This is a genomic window from Afifella sp. YEN Y35 (genome assembly GCF_047553465.1).
Lineage (GTDB): Bacteria > Pseudomonadota > Alphaproteobacteria > Rhizobiales > Afifellaceae > Afifella > Afifella aestuarii.
Window position 1 is genome coordinate 3531497 of the sequence record NZ_CP180203.1, and the last position, 16376, is coordinate 3547872.

Sequence of the window (16376 nt, forward strand, 5' to 3'; positions counted from 1 at the left end):
CTCCCGTGCGGGGATGGCGCCGGAATTCTGCCAGGCATTTGGAGGTGATCGGTGAGTGAGGATCGCGAGGCGAAGAGAAGCCGCGAGGCGCGCGAGGCGCTCGAACGCGTGCACCGCGACAGCGAGGCTGTCGGCACGTCGTCGTTCGCCCGTGCCGCCGGCCGCGCGAAGGACCATCTGGCGGGCGCCGACGCGCCGGCGCACGACCGCGTCGAAGTGTGGGGCCGCAGGGTCGGGCGCGGGCTCTCGATCGTCTTCGTGATGTGGCTTTTATGGTATCTCGTCAGCACCTATCTGACGCGCTGACCTCCATTTCGCCGGTGCCGCGCCATGTCCGCCTTTTCATCGATCCCCGACCTTGAAGAGTTTGAGCGCATCGCGCTTGCCGCCTATGACGGATTGCCGGAGGAGTTCCGGGCGCTGACGGGCGACATCCAGATCCGGGTCGCCGAGCGCGCCGACCGGGAATCGCTCTCAGCCGTCGGGCTCACGCATCCCCTGGAACTGCTCGGGCTCTTCGAAGGCATCGGCCTCGCGCATGCGCCGGCCACGCCCTATTCCGGGCTGATGCCGAACCGGGTGTGGCTCTACCGCCAGGCGATCCTCGCCTATTGGCAGGACCATGACGAGCGGCTCGACGACATCATCGCCCATGTCCTCGTGCACGAGATCGGCCATCATTTCGGCCTGTCCGACGACGATATGGAAGAGATCGAGGCGACCGATTGAGGACGGCGCGCAAGGGCGCGGCCAAGATCGGACCCGTAAGATCTTGACCGGAACGCGCCGGCGAAGCATTGAAGGGGACTTCGAAAGGAACCTGCGAATGGAAAAGTTCACGACCCTCACTGGCGTCGCCGCGCCGCTGCCGATCATCAATATCGACACCGACATGATCATTCCGAAGCAGTTTCTGAAGACGATCAAGCGGACCGGGCTCGGCGCGTCGCTCTTCTATGAGATGCGCTTCAACGACGACGGCTCGGAAAACGAGGATTTCGTCCTCAACAAGCCGGCCTATCGCAACGCCAAGATTCTGGTCGCGGGCGACAATTTCGGCTGCGGCTCGTCGCGCGAGCATGCGCCCTGGGCGCTCAAGGATTTCGGCATCACCTGCGTGATCTCCACCTCGTTCGCCGATATTTTCTACAACAATTGCTTCAAGAACGGCATTCTGCCGATCATCGTCTCGCCGGACGATCTCGACAAGCTTCTCGACGACGCCTCGCGCGGCGCCAATGCGACCTTGACCGTGGATCTGGAGAAGCAGGAAGTGCGCGGCCCGGATGGCGGCAAGATCGAGTTCGAAATCGATGCCTTCCGCAAGCACTGCCTGCTCAACGGCCTCGACGATATCGGCCTGACGCTGGAGAAATCGGAAAAGATCTCCGGTTTCGAAGGCCAGATGACGGAAGACCGTCCCTGGGTCTGAGGCGCCACTGATGTGCTGATGATGTGTTTGGGGGCGTCCGCGGGATGCCCCTGAGACACCTCTGGCGGGGCGGCGCTTCTGCGCCGCCGCGAGGTCGTCCGTTTCTCTCAAGTTGCCGTGATAACGACGATTTCACCGGCAATTTTGATTTCGTTAACCATTTTCAAACTGCGGTGAGCGAGGCTCCCGGGACGTGCACGCGGATTCTCATCCGCGCTGAGACCGCGTACAATTTTTCTGCGACCACTGAGGAGTGCAGATGCGGACCGCAATCCCCGGCCTGGCTGCGCGCGCTCTTGTCGGAGCGACGCTCGCTTTCGGTCTTTCCTTCGCCCCGATGCCCGCATCGGCCGCGAGCTTTTCTTCCTGCGTTCAGAGCCTGAAGCAGGCGGCGGTTGCCGCCGGCGTCAGCCCGCGGCTTGCCGCACGGGCGCTCGACGGGGCTCGCGTCGACGACGAAGTCTTGCGCAAATCGCGGGCGCAACCGGAATTCAAGACGCCGATCTGGGATTATCTCGGCTTCCTTGTCGACGAGGAGCGCATCGCCGACGGCAAGACGATGATGCGGCGCTACGATCGCGTGCTGCGCGCGGCCGAGGAACGCTACGGCGTCAACCGCTATGTCATTGCCGCGATCTGGGGCGTGGAGAGCAATTTCGGCCAGGATGCGGGCAAAGACTTCCTGCCGCATGCGCTCGCCAACGTCGCCTGCCACGGCAGCCGGACGAAATTCTTCCGCGGTGAGCTCATCGCCGCCTTGAAGCTCGTGCAGCGGGGCGATCTCGACCTCGACGAGCTTTATGGGTCCTGGGCCGGCGCCTTCGGGCAGACGCAGTTCATTCCTTCGACCTATGAGCGGCTCGCCGTCGATTTCGACGGCGACGGGCGGCGCGACCTCGTGAAATCGGTGCCCGACGCTCTGGGCTCGACGGCGAATTACCTGCGCCGGGCCGGCTGGCGGCCGGGCGAGGCCTATATGATCGAGGTGAAGGTGCCGGCGAGCTATAAGGGGCCGACGGGCCGCAGCCGCAAGGCGCCCCTGTCGACCTGGGCGAAACGCGGCGTGGTGCGGGCCGATGGCGCGCATCTTTCGGGCGGCAGCCAGGCGGGCCTGCTTCTGCCGTCGGGGCCGCGCGGGCCGGGCTTTCTCGTCTTCCGCAACTTCGATGCGATCTATTCCTACAACCAGGCGGAATCCTACGCGCTCGCCATCTCCCATCTCGCCGACCGCATGGCCGGCTATCCGGGGCTGCGCACGGCCTGGCCGACGGACGATCCGCCCCTGTCGCGTGCCGAACGCTTCGAGTTGCAGCGGATGCTGCTCGCGCAGGGTTACGATGTCGGCGAAGTCGACGGGAAGGTCGGGCCGATGACGCGCGATGCCATCAAGAAGGCGGAGCAGCGTTTCGGCATGGAGCCGACCGGGCGGCCGGGCGGCAAGATCTACCGCAAGCTCGGGGGGCGCTGAGGGCGTTTTACGCTCTCAGGCCCACGCGCCTTCTCCCCGATGAGGTCGGGCGGTTACCGTCGGGTGACCTCCGGAATTGTCACTGCGCCTCTTCGATGCTAGGCGGATAGCCCGGCCAAGGGGAGAGGCCATGTTTTCCATCCGCAGTGTTCTGGCGCTGTCGCTTGCGGGCCTGCAATTCATTGCAGTCGTCGCCGTTCTCCTCCTTTCCTACGTCACCTCGGAGAGGGTGCTGCTGCAGCATGCGCGCGATCTCATGGGCGATGTCGCGCGCAGCACCATCAATCACACGGTCGCCTTTCTCGCTCCGGCGGAGGCGGCCGCCGACCTGTCGCAGCGCCTGGCGCGCCAGGAGGTCGTCAGCAGCGAAAACGAAGGCGCCATGGAGCGCTATTTTTTCGAGCAGCTGCGATCGCACAGCCAGTTCGCCGGCATCTTCTACGGCAACACCAACGGCGATTTCGTCTATGTGAACCGCGACGCGAGCGTTGCGGGCGCGCCCTTTCGCGTCAAGACCATCGCCAACCGGCCGCAGCGCCGCGACGTGGAGCTCTATTGGCGCGACGGGGATTATGCCGTCGCCGCCCATCGCAGCGATCCGGCCGACGGGTATGATCCGCGCACGCGGCCCTGGTACGGCCGCGCGGTCGAGGCCGGTGGGGTCACCTGGACCGACCCCTATATCTTCTTTTCCTCGCAGGAGCCCGGCATCACGGTGGCGACGCCGGTGATCGGGGCGGCGGGCGAACTCCAGGGCGTCGTCGGCATCGACATCGAGATTTCGGCCCTGTCGACCTTTCTCGCCGATCTTCAGATCGGCCAGCATGGCAGCGCCTTCATCCTCAGCGACAGTGGCGACGTGATCGCCCATCCGGAGCCTGCAAAGATCAAGACGCGCGGCACGTCCGGCGACACGTTGCGCTTCACCCGCATCGACGAACTCGACGACCCGCTGGCGAAGGCGGCCGCCGCCTCGTTCAATACGGCGCAGGCGGGAAGAGACGGCCTGAAGGAACGCGCGGCGAGCTTCACCTTCGGCGGGGAGACCTATCATACCGTCGCATCGTCTCTGCCGGGCACGCGCTGGCCCTGGACGGTGATCACCTATGTGCCGGAGAACGACTTTCTCGGGGCGATCAAGGACAGCCGCCGCAACGGCGTCCTGCTTGCGGCGCTCGTCGCCGCGGTGACGGCGATGATCGGTCTTGTCATCGCCCGCTCCATCACGCGGCCCGTCGGTGCGCTGGCGCGGCAGGCGGATCTGATCAGCGGCGGCGACATTTCGCCGATGCCGCCGTTGCGTACGCATTATCGCGAGCTGCAGCGAACCGGTTTCGCCTTCGGGCGCATGACGGAATGGCTGAACCGGCGCAATGCGGAAAACCTGGCGCTGACCGATGAACTGCGCGCGGCCTCGCGCGAGCTCGAGGTGCGGGTGGACGAACGCACCCGGGAGCTCAACCATGCCAATGCGCAATTGCGCGAGGAGGCGGAGCTCAGGGCCCAGCAGGCGGAGAAGCTTGAACGCGCGAACCAGCAGGCGGAGCTTTTGACGCGGGAGCTCAATCACCGGGTCAAGAACGTCTTCGCCGTCGTTTCCGCCGTCCTGTCGCTCGGTGCCCGCTCGGCGCGGTCGGTGGAGGATCTCGCGAGCACGACGCGCCGCCGCATCGACGCCCTGTCGAAGGCGCATTCGGCGACGCAGGGGCATCCTGGCCGGGCCGGCAGCATCGCCGATCTCACGCGCCTCGCCGAACTGGTCCTGGCGCCTTATGCGGGCGACGGTGCGGGCCGGATCGACGTCTCGGGCGTCCGGGTGCGGTTGGGCGGCGAAGTCGCCACCGCGCTCGGTCTCATCCTCCACGAACTCGCCACCAATGCCGCCAAATACGGCGCGCTCAGCGCGGAGGCCGGGCGCGTCGAGCTGAGCTGGACGCTCGACGAGGAGGGGCCAAAAGTGCTGCATCTCGTCTGGCGGGAAACCGGCGGGCCGGTGCCGCAGAAGCCGGCGGAGGACAAGCGCGGCTTCGGCACCAAGATGGTGGAACAGATCATCGCCCAGTATCATGCGACCTATCACATCGACTGGCGCACCGAAGGTGTGGTGGTGACGCTCAACATGGTCCTTCCCGCCGACGAGCCGGCAGATGACGTTGCGTGAGCCGGCATGGCTTGCGCCGCGGCCGGTGAGCGGCTAGCTGACAGACCTCATCACGACGGATCTTCAAATGACGCACAAGCTCCTGCTTCTCGCCGGTGACGGCATCGGCCCGGAAATCATGGCCGAGGTGAAAGCTCTCATCGATTGGATGAACGCCGAAGGCATCGGCTCTTTCGAATGCGAGGATGGCCTGGTGGGCGGTGCAGCCTACGACGCCGAAGGCGTGGCGGTCAGCGACGCCACCATGGAGAAGGCGCTCGCCAGCGACGCGGTTCTCTTCGGCGCGGTCGGCGGGCCGAAATGGGACGGGGTGCCCTATGAGGTGCGGCCGGAAGCGGGGCTTCTGCGCCTGCGCAAGGATCTCGGCCTCTTCGCCAATCTGCGCCCGGCCATCTGCTATCCGGCACTCGCCGACGCTTCCTCGCTGAAGCGCGAGGTGGTGGAGGGCCTCGACGTCCTCATCGTGCGCGAGCTCACCGGCGGCGTCTATTTCGGCGAGCCGAAAGAGATCAAGGATCTCGGCAACGGCCAGAAGCGGGCGATCGATACGCAGATCTACGACACCTACGAGATCGAGCGCATCGTGCGCGTCGCCTGCGACCTCGCCCGCACGCGGCAGAAGCGCGTCACCTCGATGGAAAAGCGCAACGTCATGAAGTCCGGCCTGTTGTGGAACGAGGTCGCGACCCGGATCGCCGGCGAATATCCGGATATCACTCTGGATCATGTGCTCGCCGATGCCGGCGGCATGCAGCTCGTGCGCTGGCCGAAGCAGTTCGACGTGATCGTCACCGACAATCTCTTCGGCGACATGCTGTCGGATGTCGCCGCCATGCTGACCGGCTCGCTCGGGATGCTGCCGTCGGCTTCGCTCGGCGCGCCCGATCAGGAGACCGGACGCCGCAAGGCCATGTACGAGCCGGTGCACGGCTCCGCCCCGGACATCGCCGGCGGCGAGGTCGCCAATCCGATCGCCATGTTCGCATCTTTCGGCATGGCACTTCGGTATTCCTTCGGCATGATCAGCGAGGCCGACAAGCTCGATCAGGCGATCGCCGACGTGCTCGACGAAGGCTTGAGGACGCGGGATATCCTGCCGCGCGGCGGCGGCAACGGGCTGACCGAGGTCGGCACCAAGGGTATGGGCCAGGCGATCCGCGAGCGTTTCCTGAAGCTGATGCACGGCGCCTGAGCGATAGACCTTCGCTAGAAGTCTTTTTGGGTTACCCCTCAGTTAACTGCAATCGGACGGGGAAATTGCATCGGCTTTTCCCGTCCGACACTGTAAGTCTGGCTAAGCTGGGGGATAAGATGCCGATCGGTCAGATAATCCGACGCAAAGGTGATTGCCCGTGGGGTCGCGCGGCATGAGCAGCGCCGAAATGTCTTCCCGCGGGCCGACCGCGGAACTGGCCGGGCCGGACACATTGCAGATGTTTACTGCCGAAAGTGCTTCCGCGGCCGTCGAGGTTGTGGGCGACGTCCGCCAGGCGGTGACGGCGGAATTCCGCCGCGACTGGCGGAAACTCGCCGCCGAGGCCGGGACGCCCAACGCCTTCGCGGAGCCTTTCTTCGTCGAAGCGGCACTTCAGCGCCTCTTCCGACCGGGCAGGGTCAAGCTCGTCGCGTTTGCCGACGATCATGGGCTCATCGGTCTTCTGCCCCTGACCGTTTCGCCGCCGATCCCGGGCATCGGCCGTGTGGCCAATCGCTTTATGCACATTCACGATTTCGACGGCACGCCGCTGGTGCGCCGCGGCAGCGAGGCTCTGTTTCGCGCGAAACTCGGCGCCTGGCTGACGCGCGAAGGGATCGCCTTCCTGCGTTTCCGCGACGTGGAGGAGGCGAGCCCCGCCATCGACGGACTTCTCCACGGAGAGGATGGGACGCTTCGGGCTGCCGTCGTCGCCCGGCTGGTGCGCGCGGCTCGCGATCTCGGAGACGGGCTGGAGGCTCAGCAATCGGGCAAGAAGCGGCGCAGCATGCAGCGGCGCAGACGCCGGCTCGAGGAACTCGGAGAGCTTGCCTTCGTCGATTTGAGCGCGCAGCCGGTCTCAGTCTGGGCGGACGATTTTCTGAGGCTCGAAGCGAGCGGCTGGAAAGGCCAGATGGGAACGGCGATCGCCTGCCGTCCGCAGGAGCGCGCCTTCTTCGACAAGATGGTGAAAGCGGGAAGCGCCAACGGCAACCTGATCGTCCACGCCCTGGAGCTCGACGGGCGGCGCATTTCGATGACGCTTTATCTGCGGGCCGGCGACGTCGCCTGGGGCTTCAAGAAAGCCTATGCCGGCGATCTCGCGCGCTGTTCTCCCGGTTTCGTTCTGGAGGCCGAGAGCGTCGCAGCCCTTCAGGCACAGGGCGAACTCGCCTTTGTCGACACGTGCAGCATCGATGCCGCGACGCTCGTTCCGGGTCTTTGGCCGCAAGAGCGGGTGATGAGCGACATCGTCGTCGCCGCCGGCCCCGCGCGCAAATGGCTGAAGAGTGCGGTGTGGCTGGAGAAGACGTATCGGGCCAGGCGGCGCGATCTGCGCAGGCTTTATGTGCGGCTGAAACGCCTGCCGGCCCAGGCGCGGCGGGACCGGCTGGCTGCGACACACAATTGACATTGTGTGCACCTGCGATAAAACCTCCGCCACCATGATGAGCACAGCCAAGACGAAGACGACCGGCTAATCGCTCCGCCCCGATCTCTCCCCGGGGCGGGGGAGAGATGCTTTGTTTTCGGGGAGAGAGGAGCTAGACATGGGTTACAGGATCGCTGTCGTAGGTGCGACCGGCAATGTCGGGCGGGAAATGCTCGACATTCTCGATGAACGCGGTTTCCCCGCAGACGAAGTCGTAGCGCTCGCCTCCCGGCGCAGCCAGGGCACGGAAGTCTCCTTCGGCGACAAGACGCTGAAGGTGCAGGCGCTCGAACATTTCGATTTCGCCAATGCCGATATCGCGCTGATGTCGGCGGGCGGCTCGGTGTCCCTGGAATGGGCGCCCAAGATCGCCGCGAAGGGCTGCGTCGTCATCGACAATTCCTCGGCCTGGCGCACCGATCCGGACGTGCCGCTGATCGTGCCGGAAGTGAATGCCGATGCCGTTGCCGGCTTCGCCAAGAAGAACATCATCGCCAATCCGAACTGTTCCACCATCCAGCTCGTCGTGGCGCTGAAGCCGTTGCATGAGCGCGCCAAGATCAAGCGCGTCGTCGTTGCCACCTATCAATCGGTGTCGGGCGCCGGCAAGGACGCGATGGACGAGCTCTTCGACCAGACGCGCGCCGTCTTCGTCGCCGATCCGATCGAGGCGAAGAAATTCCCGAAGCGCATCGCCTTCAACTGCATTCCCCATATCGACGTCTTCATGGAAGACGGCACGACCAAGGAGGAATGGAAGATGGTGGCGGAGACGAAGAAGATCCTCGATCCGAAGATCAAGCTTTCGGCCACCTGCGTGCGCGTGCCGGTCTTCGTCAGCCATTCTGAAGCCGTCAACATCGAGTTCGAGGAAGAGTTGTCCGCCGACGAGGCGCGCGAGATCCTGCGCGAGGCGCCGGGCTGCCTCGTCATCGATAAGCACGAGCCGGGCGGCTACATCACGCCCTATGAGAGCGCCGGCGAGGACGCCACCTACATCTCCCGCATCCGCGAGGATCCGACGGTCGATTCCGGTCTTTCCATGTGGGTCGTGGCCGACAATCTTCGCAAAGGCGCGGCGCTCAACACGGTGCAGATCGCCGAGCTTCTGGTGAACCGCAAGCTCCTGGAGAACCGCAAGGCCGCCTGATGTCGGGCGCGACGGGGCGAGAGGCGAGCGGCGGCGACAAAGCCGGCCGGCCGCGTCTTCTGGTGACGGGCTTCGGCCCGTTTCCGGGCGTTGCGGTCAATCCGAGCGCCTGGGTGGTGGAGCGGCTCGCCGAAGAGGCGGGCGGGTTCGCTTCTCACGCCGATGTGCGGACCGCCATTCTCGCGACCGACTGGCAGGAGGGGCCGAACACACTCGACCTCCTCTGGCAGGCGCATCGTCCGGATGTCGCCGTGCATTTCGGTGTGGCGTCGGCGGCGCGGGGCTTTCGGCTCGAACGTGTCGCCCGCAACAGGCGGCTCGCGCGTCCCGACGTGCAGGGCGCCCTGCCGCCATCGGCGGAGCTGGAAGAGGCGGGGCCGGCCTCGTGGCGCGGCTCGCTGCCGTTGCGCCGCACCCATGCGGCGCTGTCGGGCGCCGGCATTCCCGCGGATTTCTCCGACGATGCGGGCGATTATCTCTGCAATGCCATCTTCTATCGCTCCGGCCGCTATGCAGCCGAAGCCGGCCGCCTCGTCATGGCGGGTTTCATCCATCTGCCGTTCTGCACCTCGGCGCCGGCTTCGGCGCTGCCTGGCGGCTTCGAAGGCGACGGCGAGGCTGGTCCAGCCTGCCTTGCCGACGAGGTGATGCTCGGCGGCGCGCGCCTCGTTCTTCTCAGCGCCATTGCGGCGTGGCGAGAGCGCGCCGGCACAAGCTTCGATCGCGACTAGCGCCGCTGCCAGTTCTGCGTCTTGCAGAAGATGCCGAGCGCGCAGCCCTTGAGTTTCAGGCTGTTCGCCGAGGTGAGGGTGGCGGAGCCGGAATAGGTCTTGTCGTCTTCCGGATTGACGACCGTTCCCTTGTATTTGCCGTCCGAGCCCTGCATGCGGCCGATCTCCTTGCCCTTGTTGGGGCCGCTCGTCACCTTCATGCAAAAGGCGTTGCCGCAGGAGCTGATGCGCACCGTGTTGCCGGTGGCGGCGACCCAATTGCCTTCCAGAGGATCGGCTGCGGCGAGGGCCGGCCATGCGACAAGGGCCGCGATGAGTGCGATGGTTTTGGTGTTCATGAGGTCTCCTCCCAAGTTTTTTGCCACTATGGGGAGGAGTTGAGACAAAGAAAACCGCGATTTTCGCGTCCGGCAGAGCTGCCGTTGCGGAAGTCTTCGCAGTTATGAACAGGTTTTACGTCAGGCTTATTGGGCCTTTCGCTTCGGCGATGCGCCGCAACGCGATGCGGCCGAGATTTGGCCGGAGCATCACGTCCTGTCCTTCGGCAAAGGCAAGTTCATCGCGGCCGAGCTGTTCGGTGACGACGAAGAGGTCGGCCGTGCCGGCCGCCGCGAAGGCGAGCGCTTCTTCAGAGGACGCGCCGAGGATCTTGCGACCGAGATAAAGTGCCGAAAAAAGATCGCCCGCGCCCTTCGCCGGATTTTCGACGACGGGATGTTCGGCGAGGATCGTCTCGTTCGGTTTGACGAGCACGGCCGCCATGCGGCCGCGCATCAGGGCCGGGGCCGAGGTGACGATGACTTCGGCCGGGCCTAGGCGGCGTGCGTCGGCGACGAGGGCGGTCGGGTCGGGCTCGGGCTTCGTGCCCGTCAGCCAGCCGAATTCGAAGACGTTCGGAGTGGCGATGTCGGCGAGCGGCAGGAGATGGTCGCGGATCGCCTCCGCCACGGGCTCCGGTACGTAGAGGCGGTCGGAATCGCCCATCACCGGATCGCAGAGATAGACGAGCCCCGGAAACCGATCCTTCAAGCCGGCGATGAAGCGGGCCGTCTCGGCCACGTGTTCGGCGCGGCCGAAATAGCCGGTGGCGACGGCGAGCGGCGGGCGCTCGGAAAAGCGCGTGGCGACGCCGGCGAGAAGAGCTGCGAAATCGGCGGCGCTCGCCAGGATCGGACGGCCGAGGCCGAAGCCCGGATGATGCGGCAGAAGCACGGTCGGGATGTCGACCGTCTCCATGCCGAGCCGCTCCAACGTGAAACCCATGATGCGGTTGCCGACGGCGCCGGCAGCGACATGGCTGGAAATCAAAATAATCCGGCCGGAGGAAGCCATTGCATTCCTTCAAAATGAGGCAGGGAGAATCAGGGCCATCTGAACCAAGGCGGCCCAGAAGAGCAAGAAGCCCGCCGCAATGCGACGGGCTCCTAGAGATCAAACGGGGCTTTTTGCGGTTGAGGCGATCGCCTCAGGTCAGCGCGTACGAACACCGCGGCGACGCTGGCTTGCAATCCGATCGGCGCGACGGCGAACCAATTCCGCGTTCGGATCAGAAGTCAGCGGCATGGCGAGCGCGCTCTCGACCTCGAAACGCGTCAGGCCGATATCCTGCAGCATCTGATCGTCGAGGGTGGCAAGCCGGTAGGCGGCGCGGCGTCCCTTGATGGCACGCGCGAGGCGCAGGAGCGTGTTGGCGACCGGCTGCAGGAAGGCGCCGGCGCGGGCGGCGAGATCGCCTGATCCGGCGGTTCGGACCGCTGGATTGTGGGAAAGATTGTCGAGCATTGCTGCCTCCAAACGAAAAATCGGGTCTTCCGAAACCCGGTTCAGGGAATGGCGGCGGGACACCGTGTCGTACCGTCCATGAGCCTCATTTCGTCTTTCCCTATTGATCAATCAAACGAAAAGGTTTTACATTTCGGTTCAGTTTCATTGAATCATGAGGCGCGTCATGCAGCCGATCCTCGATGCCGATCTCCTGCGTACATTTGTCGCGATCGCCGACACCGGAAGTTTCTCCGTCGCCGCCGAACGGGCCGGGCGTACGCCCTCGGCCGTCTCCATGCAGGTGAAGAAGCTCGAAGACCTCGTCGGACGGCGGCTTTTCGACCGCGATTCCCGGCGCGTCGCGCTCACCGCCTTCGGGGAATCGATGCTGCCGGATGCGCGCCGGATCCTGCAGATGCATGCCGAGCTCTGGGGCCGTCTGAAGCAGCCCGATCTCGAAGGCTCGATCACCGTCGGCACGCCGGACGAATATGCGAGCGCCTTCCTGCCGCGCGTTCTCAGAAGTTTCGCCCGCACGCATCCACGCGTGCAAGTCAACGTCATCTGCGACATCTCGGCGAAGGTGCGCGTCTATCTGGAACGCGGCGACATCGACAGCGGGCTCGTCACCAATGCGGACATTTCGGATGCGCAGTTCCTCCGCCGGCAGGTGCATGAGGAACAGCTCGTCTGGCTCGGGGCGCGCGGAGGCACCGCCTATCGGCGCGAGCCCCTGCCGGTCGCCGTCGCCAATCCCGATTGTTGCTGGCGCAAACGCTCCGTGGCGGCCTTGAACAAGGCGGGCTTCCGGCATCGCGTCGCCTATCAAAGCGCCTCGGCCGCCGGTCAGATCGCAGCCGTTGCCGGCGACCTCGCCATTGCACCGCTGCCGGCGTCGCTGGCGCGCGGCGATCTCGTGCTTCTCGGTGCCGATACGGGGCTGCCGGATCTCGGCACCTATGCGATCTCCTTCATCGCGCGCGACGAAAGCGATCCTCTCGTCATGGCGCTGTCCGACCATGTGGCGGAGAGTTTCGCACCGGCGAGCGTTCCCGCCACCGGCATGAGCCTCGGCAAGGCGGCGTAGGGTTTTCACCGCCTGGCGCTGAGGAAACGGTCAGGGAGCCCGCGAGGGGCTCAGGTGGGCTCAGGAACCTGCGGGAGCTGCCGCCGAAGGCGCTTCACGGGTCGTTTGGGCTGTGCCGTCGAGCGCCGCCTTGATCAGCTTCGTGCCATCGGCCGAATTCCATTCCGCCGGGCCGTTCATATGGCCGACGAGGCAGCCATTGCCGTCGACGAGCGCCGTCACCGGCAGGCCGACGGCGAGCCCCATCGCCTTCATCTTGTTGAAGATGTCCATGGATTTGTCGGTGAGAAGCGGCAGATGCTCGACGCCGATCTCATCGAGGAACTGGCGCGGTCGCTCCGGCCCGGAGGTGTCGATGTTGATCGGCACGACGGAGAAGTCGTCGCTGCCGAGATCGCCCTCGAGGGCGTCGAGTGCCGGCATTTCCTCGCGGCAGGGGGCGCACCAGGTGGCCCAGAGATTGACGAGCTTCAAACGGCCGGAGAGATCGGCGAGGCTCTGCTCCCTTCCGTCCGCGCCGGTGAAGGTGAGGGCGCTCAGATCCTGCGGCTGGCTTGCCGGGATGAAAGCCGCCACTTCGCCGCCGATCACCGGGTCGAGGCGTGCGCCTGCCTCAACGGCCGCCTGGCAATTGGCGCCCAGTTCGCCGGCCGCATCATTGCCATCGCCGGGAATCCCGTATAGGGCGAGTCCAAAGCCGAGGACGATCACTGCGAACGTACCGAAGGCCAGATAAGTGCGTTTCACCGTAATCTGCTCCGAATCTTCATCTTCAAAGACTGCGATCAGCTGATGTCCAACCGCATGTGGGGCGGCCGCTTTTCCGAAAGCCCGGACGCCATCATGGAAGAGATCAACGCTTCCATCGATTTCGACCGGGCTCTGGCGAGCCAGGATATTGCCGGCTCCAAAGCCCATGCCGAGATGCTGGCGAAAGCCGGCATTATTTCGACGGAGGATGCCCGCAAGATCATAGACGGTCTCGACCAGATCGCGGCCGAGATCGAGGAAGGCCGCTTCACCTTCTCGCGGAACCTGGAAGACATTCATATGAATGTCGAGGCACGTCTCGCGGAATTGATCGGCGATGCGGCAGGGCGCCTGCATACGGCGCGCTCGCGCAACGATCAGGTGGCGACCGATTTCCGGCTTTGGGTGCGCGATGCGCTCGACGATCTCGATCGCCAGATCCTCGCCTTGATGAACGCACTGGTGACGAAGGCCGCAAAGCATGCCGGCACCGTGATGCCGGGCTTCACGCATCTGCAAAGCGCGCAGCCGGTCACCTTCGGCCATCACATGCTCGCCTATGTGGAGATGTTCGCGCGCGACCGGAGCCGCTTCCGCGATTGCCGGGCGCGCCTCAACGAATGTCCGCTCGGTGCCGCAGCCCTTGCCGGCACCGCCTTTCCGATCGACCGGAAGATGACGGCGGCCGCGCTCGGCTTCGACCGGCCCGCCGCCAATTCGCTCGATGCCGTCTCCGATCGCGATTTCGCCATGGAGGCGCTTGCGGCCGCCTCGATCTGCGCGGTGCATCTGTCGCGCTTTGCCGAAGAGATCGTCATCTGGTCGTCGGCGCAGTTCCGCTTCGTCAAGCTCTCCGACAAGTTCACCACCGGCTCCTCGATCATGCCGCAGAAGCGCAATCCGGACGCGGCGGAGCTGGTGCGGGCCAAGGCCGGGCGCATCATCGGGGCGCTCAATGCGCTGATGGTGGTGATGAAGGGTCTGCCGCTCGCCTATTCCAAGGACATGCAGGAAGACAAAGAGCAGGTCTTTGACGCCCTGCCGTCGCTGTCCCTGTCGCTTGCGGCGATGGCCGGCATGGTCGCCGATCTTCAGCCGAACGAAGCCCGCTTGCGCGAGGCCGCCGGCATCGGCTTTTCGACGGCGACCGATCTCGCCGATTGGCTGGTGCGCGAGGCGGGGCTGCCGTTCCGCGAGGCGCATCACATCACCGGCCGGATCGTCGCCGAGGCGGAAGCGCTCGAGGTCGATCTCGGCGAGATGCCGATCGAGGCCCTGCGCAAGGTCTATCCGAAGCTCGATGCGAGCGTGTTCGACGTCTTGTCCGTCGATGCCTCGGTCGCGAGCCGCGTGAGCGAAGGCGGCACCGCCCCCGACAATGTGCGCCAGCGCGCCAAAGAATGGCAGGCCCGGCTCGCCGAGGAGGAGGCTCTTGCAAAAGCCACTCCGCTTTCGCCTAAGGCCTCGCTATAGTCCGCCCAAGGAAGAGGTTCGCGATGGCCTGGCTGCGCTTAGCTGTGGTTTTGATGATGACGGCGACGGTGGTTGCCGGTTGCGGGCGCCGCGGCGCGCTGCAGCCGCCTCCCGGTGCGCCCGAAGCGGTGACGCCGCGCGGCGACATCGGCAATCCGGGCTCGACCGACCGCAATTTCGACGATCTCACCAGGCTGGACGAGCCGGCGGCGAACGACAAGGATGGCGATATCGCCACGCGTCGTGCCAAGGAAGCGGAGAAGACCCATGGCGGGCGCCGCTTCATCCTCGATCCGCTGATCTAAGCAGGGCGCCAGGGAAGGGCGAAGCTTTGCATCATTTTTCCTATCGCGGCGGCGTGCTCCACGCCGAAGACGTGCCGATCCCGGAAATCGCCGCGGCGGTCGGCACGCCGTTCTATTGCTATTCGACGGCGACCCTGACCCGGCATTATCAGGTCTTCGAGGAAGCGTTTGCGGACCTGCCGCACCGCGTCTGTTACGCCCTCAAGGCCAATTCCAATCAGGCGGTGATCGCAACGTTGGCGCGGCTCGGCGCCGGGGCCGACGTGGTCTCGGAAGGCGAATTGCGGCGGGCGCTTGCGGCCGGCGTGCCGGCTGAAAAGATCATGTTCTCCGGCGTCGGCAAGACCGCCCACGAGCTGCGTTTCGCGCTTCAGGCGGGCATCCATTGCTTCAACGTGGAATCGGAGCCGGAGCTTGCCCTCCTCTCCCGGCTTGCCGTCGAAGCCGGGCAGGTGGCGCCGGTCAGCCTGCGCATCAATCCCGACGTCGATGCCGGCACGCACGACAAGATCGCGACCGGGCGCAAGGAGAACAAGTTCGGCATTCCGGCGGACCGGGCGCGGGCCGTCTATGCGGAAGCGGCCAAGATGCCGGGGCTCAAGGTCATCGGCATCGACATGCATATCGGCAGCCAGATCACCGAGCTTCAGCCTTTCGACGCGGCCTTCCGGCGGCTCGCCGAACTCGTCGTGATGCTCCGCGAGGACGGTCACGAGATCGAGCATGTCGATCTCGGTGGCGGGCTCGGCATTCCCTATGACGAGGACAAGGCGGCTCCGCCGCTGCCGTCGAACTATGCCGAGATCGTGCGCCGCCATATGAATGCGCTCGGTGCCACCGTCATCTTCGAGCCCGGCCGCCTCATCGCCGGCAATGCTGGAATTCTGGTGAGCGAAGTCATTTACGTGAAGGAGGGAGAGGGGAAGAATTTCGTCATCGTCGATGCGGCGATGAACGATCTCATCCGCCCGACCCTCTACGAGGCCTATCATCGGATCGCGCCGGTGCAAGAAAGCGATGCCGAGACGATCGTCTGCGACGTCGTCGGTCCGGTCTGCGAGACCGGCGATTTCCTCGGTAAGAATGTGCGCATGCCGCGGCCGGAAGCGGGCGATCTCGTCGCCGTCTTCTCCGCCGGCGCCTATGGCGCGGTGCAGGCCGGCACCTACAATACGCGCCGGCTGGTGCCGGAAGTGCTGGTGCACGGACATGAATATGCGCTGGTGCGGGCGCGGCACAGCTACGAGGAGCTCATCGGTCTCGACCGTGTGCCGTCGTGGCTCATGCCGGACGACGCCTGAGCGAGATCACGAAGACGTCAAATCTCGCGCAAGGCCTTGATGTGGCCATGCTTCGCCCTTGTCCTTTCCGCTCATTCGTTGTCCGCTATACTTGTGACGATCGGACGCAATCTGTCCTTGCGAGGCG

The 16376-nt window shown here is 65.2% G+C and carries 17 protein-coding genes; 13 read left to right on the plus strand and 4 right to left on the minus strand.

The features are described from left to right. The first annotated feature begins 51 nt into the window (after window positions 1-51). From ACK8CP_RS16780 to ACK8CP_RS16820, 9 genes are all read left to right on the plus strand, one after another. The gene (locus tag ACK8CP_RS16780) at window positions 52-306 is read left to right on the plus strand and encodes a hypothetical protein (protein WP_234630279.1); all 255 of its coding nucleotides are present in this window, start codon (window positions 52-54) and stop codon (window positions 304-306) included. Between the two features lie 24 nt (window positions 307-330). Next, on the plus strand, window positions 331-729 hold the full coding sequence (locus tag ACK8CP_RS16785; protein ID WP_414832568.1) for a metallopeptidase family protein: 399 nt from the start codon (window positions 331-333) through the stop codon (window positions 727-729). Window positions 730-826: 97 nt separating this feature from the next. Then, a complete protein-coding gene (gene leuD, locus ACK8CP_RS16790) occupies window positions 827-1432 on the plus strand; it encodes a 3-isopropylmalate dehydratase small subunit (protein WP_414832569.1) in 606 nt (201 codons plus the stop codon). 259 nt (window positions 1433-1691) lie between these two features. Next, entirely contained in the window at window positions 1692-2900 is a 1209-nt protein-coding gene (locus ACK8CP_RS16795) for a lytic murein transglycosylase (protein WP_234630282.1), read from the plus strand. A gap of 130 nt (window positions 2901-3030) precedes the next feature. Further along, window positions 3031-5061, plus strand: coding sequence for a sensor histidine kinase (locus ACK8CP_RS16800; RefSeq protein ID WP_414832570.1), 2031 nt, complete (start codon window positions 3031-3033; stop codon window positions 5059-5061). 67 nt (window positions 5062-5128) lie between these two features. Then, window positions 5129-6253 (plus strand): 3-isopropylmalate dehydrogenase, encoded by a 1125-nt coding sequence (gene leuB / locus ACK8CP_RS16805; RefSeq protein WP_234630284.1) that lies wholly within the window; start codon window positions 5129-5131, stop codon window positions 6251-6253. Window positions 6254-6443: 190 nt separating this feature from the next. Continuing rightward, the gene (locus ACK8CP_RS16810; RefSeq protein WP_414832571.1) at window positions 6444-7667 is read left to right on the plus strand and encodes a GNAT family N-acetyltransferase; all 1224 of its coding nucleotides are present in this window, start codon (window positions 6444-6446) and stop codon (window positions 7665-7667) included. 139 nt (window positions 7668-7806) lie between these two features. Beyond that, window positions 7807-8838: an aspartate-semialdehyde dehydrogenase gene (locus ACK8CP_RS16815; RefSeq protein ID WP_234630286.1), complete on the plus strand. Its 1032-nt coding sequence runs from the start codon at window positions 7807-7809 to the stop codon at window positions 8836-8838. Beyond that, complete coding sequence (locus tag ACK8CP_RS16820; RefSeq protein ID WP_414832572.1) at window positions 8838-9569, plus strand: hypothetical protein; 732 nt, start codon at window positions 8838-8840, stop codon at window positions 9567-9569. The genes ACK8CP_RS16815 and ACK8CP_RS16820 overlap by 1 nt, the downstream gene beginning before the upstream one ends. On the opposite strand, the gene ACK8CP_RS16825 is transcribed toward ACK8CP_RS16820, so the two are convergent. From ACK8CP_RS16825 to ACK8CP_RS16835, 3 genes are all read right to left on the minus strand, one after another. Then, window positions 9566-9907 (minus strand): DUF2147 domain-containing protein, encoded by a 342-nt coding sequence (locus ACK8CP_RS16825; protein WP_234630288.1) that lies wholly within the window; start codon window positions 9905-9907, stop codon window positions 9566-9568. The two genes, ACK8CP_RS16820 and ACK8CP_RS16825, sit on opposite strands and share 4 nt — an antisense overlap. Window positions 9908-10022: 115 nt before the next feature. Continuing rightward, a complete protein-coding gene (locus ACK8CP_RS16830) occupies window positions 10023-10901 on the minus strand; it encodes a PfkB family carbohydrate kinase (protein WP_128290706.1) in 879 nt (292 codons plus the stop codon). Between the two features lie 138 nt (window positions 10902-11039). Continuing rightward, complete coding sequence (locus ACK8CP_RS16835; RefSeq protein WP_128290707.1) at window positions 11040-11351, minus strand: DUF1127 domain-containing protein; 312 nt, start codon at window positions 11349-11351, stop codon at window positions 11040-11042. 166 nt (window positions 11352-11517) lie between these two features. Between ACK8CP_RS16835 and ACK8CP_RS16840 the strand changes: the two genes are divergently transcribed. After that, the gene (locus ACK8CP_RS16840) at window positions 11518-12420 is read left to right on the plus strand and encodes a LysR family transcriptional regulator (protein WP_234630290.1); all 903 of its coding nucleotides are present in this window, start codon (window positions 11518-11520) and stop codon (window positions 12418-12420) included. A 60-nt stretch (window positions 12421-12480) separates the two neighbouring features. Here ACK8CP_RS16840 and tlpA read toward each other — a convergent pair whose 3' ends face one another. Beyond that, window positions 12481-13167, minus strand: coding sequence for a thiol:disulfide interchange protein TlpA (tlpA, locus tag ACK8CP_RS16845; protein ID WP_414832573.1), 687 nt, complete (start codon window positions 13165-13167; stop codon window positions 12481-12483). A gap of 45 nt (window positions 13168-13212) precedes the next feature. Between tlpA and argH the strand changes: the two genes are divergently transcribed. The 3 genes from argH to lysA are packed head-to-tail and all read left to right on the plus strand — an operon-like array spanning window position 13213 to window position 16249. After that, entirely contained in the window at window positions 13213-14643 is a 1431-nt protein-coding gene (argH, locus tag ACK8CP_RS16850) for an argininosuccinate lyase (protein WP_414832574.1), read from the plus strand. A gap of 23 nt (window positions 14644-14666) precedes the next feature. Then, the gene (gene lptM / locus ACK8CP_RS16855; RefSeq protein ID WP_414832575.1) at window positions 14667-14948 is read left to right on the plus strand and encodes an LPS translocon maturation chaperone LptM; all 282 of its coding nucleotides are present in this window, start codon (window positions 14667-14669) and stop codon (window positions 14946-14948) included. A 26-nt stretch (window positions 14949-14974) separates the two neighbouring features. Beyond that, window positions 14975-16249, plus strand: a complete 1275-nt coding sequence (gene lysA / locus ACK8CP_RS16860; protein ID WP_414832576.1) for a diaminopimelate decarboxylase — start codon at window positions 14975-14977, stop codon at window positions 16247-16249. Window positions 16250-16376: the final 127 nt, after the last annotated feature.